The organism is Brevundimonas sp. UBA7534 (assembly GCF_002479325.1).
Taxonomy (GTDB): domain Bacteria; phylum Pseudomonadota; class Alphaproteobacteria; order Caulobacterales; family Caulobacteraceae; genus Brevundimonas.
Genome location: NZ_DLMO01000015.1, coordinates 5,370 through 10,757, shown reverse-complemented (window position 1 = coordinate 10,757; position 5,388 = coordinate 5,370). Strand labels below are relative to the sequence as shown.

5 protein-coding genes are annotated in these 5,388 nt (G+C 68.9%); all 5 read right to left on the bottom strand.

Annotated elements, in window-relative coordinates; genetic code table 11:
• A partial coding sequence (locus B2U11_RS01005; protein ID WP_292069135.1) for a homogentisate 1,2-dioxygenase occupies positions 1-480 on the bottom strand: 480 nt, incomplete at its 3' end.
• A 46-nt stretch (positions 481-526) separates the two neighbouring features.
• Positions 527-2,335 (bottom strand): FAD-dependent 5-carboxymethylaminomethyl-2-thiouridine(34) oxidoreductase MnmC, encoded by a 1,809-nt coding sequence (gene mnmC / locus B2U11_RS01000; RefSeq protein WP_292069134.1) that lies wholly within the window; start codon positions 2,333-2,335, stop codon positions 527-529.
• A gap of 78 nt (positions 2,336-2,413) precedes the next feature.
• Entirely contained in the window at positions 2,414-2,692 is a 279-nt protein-coding gene (locus B2U11_RS00995; RefSeq protein WP_292069133.1) for a hypothetical protein, read from the bottom strand.
• 140 nt (positions 2,693-2,832) lie between these two features.
• Positions 2,833-3,696, bottom strand: a complete 864-nt coding sequence (motA, locus tag B2U11_RS00990; RefSeq protein ID WP_201216778.1) for a flagellar motor stator protein MotA — start codon at positions 3,694-3,696, stop codon at positions 2,833-2,835.
• 84 nt (positions 3,697-3,780) lie between these two features.
• On the bottom strand, positions 3,781-5,388 hold a 1,608-nt coding region (locus B2U11_RS00985; RefSeq protein WP_292069132.1), incomplete at its 5' end, for a long-chain-acyl-CoA synthetase.

Below are 5,388 nucleotides of genomic sequence, written 5' to 3'. Positions count from 1 at the left end.
CTGCTGCGGCACGATCAGCAACTCGCCGTCGGCGTTGTAGAAGACGCGGTCGGTCATCGAGCGGTTGGCGGCGTACAGGTGGATGCCCGCCCCCGCCCCCGCGTCCGGCTCTCCATTGCCGCCATAGGTGACCAGGCCCTCCACCCAGTCGGTTGACGCTTCCGGCATCGGCAGCGGGTCCCAGCGCATCCGGTTGGGATTGGGCGGCGTTTCGTCGAACGGGCCCGAACGCACCCGGCCCCGGTCAAAGGGCGCATAGGGTCCGTGCTGGGCGGACGGCCGCAGGCGATACAGCCAGCTTCGGCGGTTCTCGGCGCGCGGCGCGGTGAAGGCGGTGCCGGACAACTGTTCGGCGTACAGGCCCATCGGCGTCTTCTGCGGCGAATTCTGTCCGACCGGCAGGGCGCCGGGCGCCGCCTCGGTGGCGAAGTGGTTGCCGAAGCCGGACATATAGGCGGGCGCGTTCGATCGCGTCGTCATCGTGTGTCTCCCTTGGCGCAGGTTTAGGACCTAAGCCGACGTCGGGCTAGGTTCGAGGTCCGACTTTGGGCCTGAGGGCCGGCCGGTCCGGCGCGACGCGCCCGGCCAGGGTCCGTGGAAGGGGCGACGGGCGGCCCAGCGCCAGCGCCGCCAGATGCTCGCCCAGCAGCGGCGCCAGGCACAGCCCTCGCGATCCCAGGCCGCCCAGCATCAGCAGGCCATCATCCAGCCAGCCGGCGATCGGCAGGCGGTCGGCGGTGGTCGCGCGAATGGCGACGCGGGCTTGGGCGTAAGACGCCGCTTCCACCCGGTCCGCCAGGGCCGGTGCGCGCGTCCTGAGCGTGTTGCGGTTGCGAACGCTGTCTTCCGGACTGACCGCCAAATCTGTGCGGCCGCGATCATGCGTCGCGCCGAACAGCACCCCCTGCCCCGTCGGCGCCGCATAGCCGCCCCAGGCCACGGCGCCGGTCGTCGGCCCCTCGACCCAGTCCGCCTGTCCCCGCACGGGTGTCAGTTCGGGATGGCGCGACCGATCCAGCAGCGACGCCGTCCCCCAGCCGCCGGCCAGGATGACGATGTCGGCCTCGGCGATCGCGTCGCCGCCCTTTGCGACCAACCGCCAGGCGTCTTCGTTGCGCTCAAGGCGCTCGACCTGTCCGGCGCGGCGTCCGGCGCCAGCCAGCCAGGCGTCCAGCACCGTCAAGGGGCGCACGACCAGGGCATGCGCCATCAGCAGCCCAGCCTCTCCCGCCGGCTCTCCCAGCCAGTCCGACGCCTGTTGCGGGCCGACGACCTGCATCGCCCCGTCGGGCCAGATCGGCTGGGCGGCGATCTTTTCGAAGCGCGCCACGTCGCGCGGCGCCTGCGGCGTCTGCAGCACGCCGCGCGCGATCACCGCGTCCTCTACGTCGCCATAGAGCCGGCCCGCCCGCTCCAGCGCCTGAGCGTAGAGGGCGGCCAGGCCCGCATCGCCCGCATCGAGCCGGGGCGTGACCAGGCCGGCGGGAAATCCCGAACCACCCGCCCCCGGCCGCTCGCCTTCGATCACCAACGGCTGGACGCCCGCCGCGGCCAGGGCCCGCGCGATCGCGGCAGCCGCAATACCCGCGCCGACGATCGCGACGCGCGGGCGTTCGCGCGGAGACGTCCCTTCCCCCGGCAGCCGGGCCTCCAGCCGTTCACGCTTGCGGCCGTGTCCGGGTCGTTTCTCGACGACGAAGCCGCGTTCGGAAAGGCCTCGGCGAACCGCCCCCGCCACCGTGAAGGTCGCCACGCGCGCGCCTGGCGCCGACCGGGCCCGGATCAGGTCCATCACCTGCGGCGACCACATCCCCGGATTCAGCGCGGGCGAGAAGCCGTCCAGGAACCAGGCGTCGGCCTGGCCCGACCAGGCCTCCAGCGCCCAGGCCGCATCGCCGACCGCCAGGTCCAGGACCGCGTGATGCTCGGGCAGGTCGATACGGTGAAAGCCGGGCGTGGGCGCCGGCCAGCCTTGGATCAGCGCGTCCGCCGCCTCTCCGATCTCTGGCCAGTTCGACAGGGCGCGGCCCGCCTCCTCAGGGGTCAGCGGATAGCCTTCGACCGAAAAGATGTTCAGCCGCCCACCCTGGGGCCTCGTCTGTCGCCAAAGGTCCAGCAGGGCGGCGATGTTCAGCCCCGTGCCGAAACCCAGTTCCGCCACGGTGAAGGTCCGGCGTCCGGCCCAGGCCTGCGGCAGGCCGCCCCCTTGCAGGAAGACCGCCCGGCTCTCCGCCAGGCCGTCGTCGCGGGAGAAGTACACATCCCCGAATCGACCCGAGCGCGGTTCGCCTTCCTCGGTCCAGGTCAGTTGCGGCGAAGCGTCTTCGGTCGTCATCGCGCCGCTCTAGCACGGACGAAGAAAAAGGGCCGCCCCGACGGAGCGGCCCGATCCCGGTTCAGGGAACCGATAGATTTAGTGGGCCGGCGCGGGCGTCGTCTCTTCGGCCGGAGGCTGGGCCGTCATCGCCGCGCCGTCCGGGGCGGCGTTGTCGGCGGCGGCGGCGGCGGCTTCCCCGGCAGCGGCGGCGGCGTCGGTGGCGGCCTGGTCGGCGGTCACGGCGGCGTCGGCGGCGGTGTCGGCGGCGGCGGCGGCATCGGCGGCGGCGTCCTGGGCCTTGTCTTCGCTGGCGTTCTGACAGGCGGCCAGAGCCAGGGCGGCGGCCGAGGCGACGATCAGGGGGGTGATACGCATGGGGAATTCCTCCGAATGCTGTTGGCGAGGTCGAAGCCTCTGGCAAACGATAACGCCGCCGTGATCGCATAGGCAAGCCAGGATCCCGGCGGCGTCATGTCGCTTCACCCAACGGTCGGCAGGCTTGGCCGTTCCGAGGATCACTCCGTCAGGCTGTTGAGCGTCTCTTCCATTTCCACGAAGGAGGGCTGGGCCACCGACGGGATGTCGCCCCGTCCGATCTCCACCGAAATCTGCGCCGCATTGCCGTGCAGGTGGGCGACCAGCACGGACTGGATGATCTTGTAGTAGGCGCCGTCCTGCTCGACGATGTCCTTCAGCCGGGTGGCGAACGGGCCGATCATGCCATAGGCCAGGAACACGCCCAGGAAGGTGCCGACCAGGGCGCCGCCGATCATGCCGCCCAACACTTCCGGCGGCTCGGTGATCGAGCCCATCGTCTTGATGACCCCCAGAACCGCGATGACGATGCCCAGGGCCGGCAGGGCGTCGGCCATGTTCTGCAGGGCGTGGGCGCCGGCCTGGGCCTCGTGATGGTGCTTTTCCAGCTGCTTTTCCATCGCGTCCTCGACCTGGTGCGGATCCTCCAGGTTCATGGTCATCATCCGCAGGGTGTCGCAGATGAAATCGACGGCGAAGTGATCCTTCAGCACCTTGGGGTACTTCTGGAAGATCGGCGATTCCTTGGGCTTTTCGATGTGGCTTTCCAGGGCGACAACGCCCTTGGACTTCATCGTCTTGGTCAGCTGGAACAGCAGCGACAGCAGCTCCTTATAATCCTGCTTCTTCCACTTCGGGCCGCCGAAGATGCGGCCGAAGCCGCCCAAGGTCGCCTTGATGACGTCCATGCTGTTGGCGATCACGAAGGCCGCGACGCCCGATCCCAGGATGCCCATCAGTTCGAACGGCAGCGAGTGCAGGATGACGGCCATCTTGCCGCCGGCCAGCAGATAGCTGCCGAACACCATGCCGAACAGCAAGACGATGCCGATGATCTGGAACATGAGACGGGAGGGTCCTGACGCGAAACGCCGGAACCATGACCGTTAATGCTTAAGACCCCGTTTCCCGAACGGCGTCCTGCGACGTCAAAGGCGGGTTTCGCCGTCCAGAATCTTGGTCCGCGCGGCTGCAGTCAGCTTGGCGTAGCCCGACTTGCCGCCACGCACATACAGGCCCGCACCGGCCTTGGCCGGATCGAAGCCGTCGGCGACCAGGTCGGCCTTGCGATACTTGAAGGTGCCGGTCGTGTCGGCCGCCTTGATGAGGCGCAGGAACACCGGCTGGGCGTAGGCGGGCAGCTTGCCGTCGACGTGGGCGTCGAACGCGGCGGCGTCGAACTTGCCGTCGACAACCAGGGCCGCCATGCCGGCCTTGCCGTCGTGGCCCGGCACCGTCACGCCGTAGACGATCGCCTCGCTGACCCCGGGCGCGTCCATCAACACCTGCTCGACCTCCGAGGTGGAGACGTTTTCGCCTTTCCAGCGGAAGGTGTCGCCGGTGCGGTCCATGAAATAGAAGTAGCCTTCGCTGTCCTGGCGCATCAGGTCGCCGGTGCGGAACCAGCGGTCGCCCTTCTTGAACACGTCGGTCAGGATCTTCTTCTGCGAGGCGGCCTTGTCGGCATAGCCCGAGAAGTCGTGGCGGATGTCGTTGCCGATCTCGCCGATCGCCTCGCCCACGTCTCCGACGCGGACAGGACGGCAGAAGCCGTCTGGGCCCCGCACCGGCTCCTCCGTCTCCACGTCGAACTGGATCAGGCGGATGTTGATCTGCGACTTCAGATAGCTGGGCACCCGGCCGATGGCGCCCTGCTTGCCGTCGAAGTTGAACAGCGAGACATTGCCTTCGGTCGAGCCGTAGAATTCCAGGATGTTCGGAATGCGGAACCGGCTCTGGAACTCGGGCCAGACATCGGCGCGCAGGCCGTTGCCGAAGGCCAGCCGCAGCTTGTGCGCCTTCTCGTCGTCGTTCGGCGGACAATTCACCAGATAGCGGCACAACTCGCCGATATAGACGAACATCGTCGCCTTCGACGCCTTCACGTCCGGCCAGAAGTTGGTCGCGGAGAATTTCTTTCGGATGATGGTCCGCGCGCCGTTCAGGAAGCCGGCGCCGATGCCGACCAGCCCCCCCGTGGAGTGGTACAGGGGCAGCACGTTGAAGACCCGGTCCTCCGGCGTCGAGGCCGTGGCGCCGGCGAAGGCGCGCATATAGGTCCGGGCTCGGGAATGGGGAATGCGCGCCGCCTTGGGCAGGCCCGTGGTGCCGGAGGTGTAGATGAACAGGCAGGTGTCGCGGTTGGTCAGACCCTCGCGCGCCGTCTTGGCCGGACGAACGGACGAGCCGCCGCGCACCGGATTGTCCAGCCCCCGCCGATTGCTGGCTTCCTCGTCCTCGGGCAGGCCCAGCACCCACAGCATCAGGTCGCGGTCGATATGCGGTCGCGCCTCCTCGACCTGGCGCCAGCAGTCCTCGTCCGCCACGACGTTGAAGCCGCCGGAAATCGACAGGCAGTGCCCCAGGGCCGGTCCCGCCAGTTTGGTGTTGATCACGGCCGCCGCCACGCCGACCTTCGAGAAGCCGATCCAGGCCGCCAGATATTCGACCCGGTTGGTCATCATCAGGGCTATCGCGTCGCCTTTGCGCAGCCCTCGGCTCTTGGCCCAGTGGCCGAACCGGTTGGCCATGGCGTC

Bases quoted from the DNA above. Each gene is read 5' to 3' on its own strand.
- motA (WP_201216778.1), bottom strand. From the start codon at position 3,696: ATGTTCCAGATCATCGGCATCGTCTTGCTGTTCGGCATGGTGTTCGGC.
- mnmC (WP_292069134.1), bottom strand. From the start codon at position 2,335: ATGACGACCGAAGACGCTTCGCCGCAACTGACCTGGACCGAGGAAGGC.
- B2U11_RS00995 (WP_292069133.1), bottom strand. From the start codon at position 2,692: ATGCGTATCACCCCCCTGATCGTCGCCTCGGCCGCCGCCCTGGCTCTG.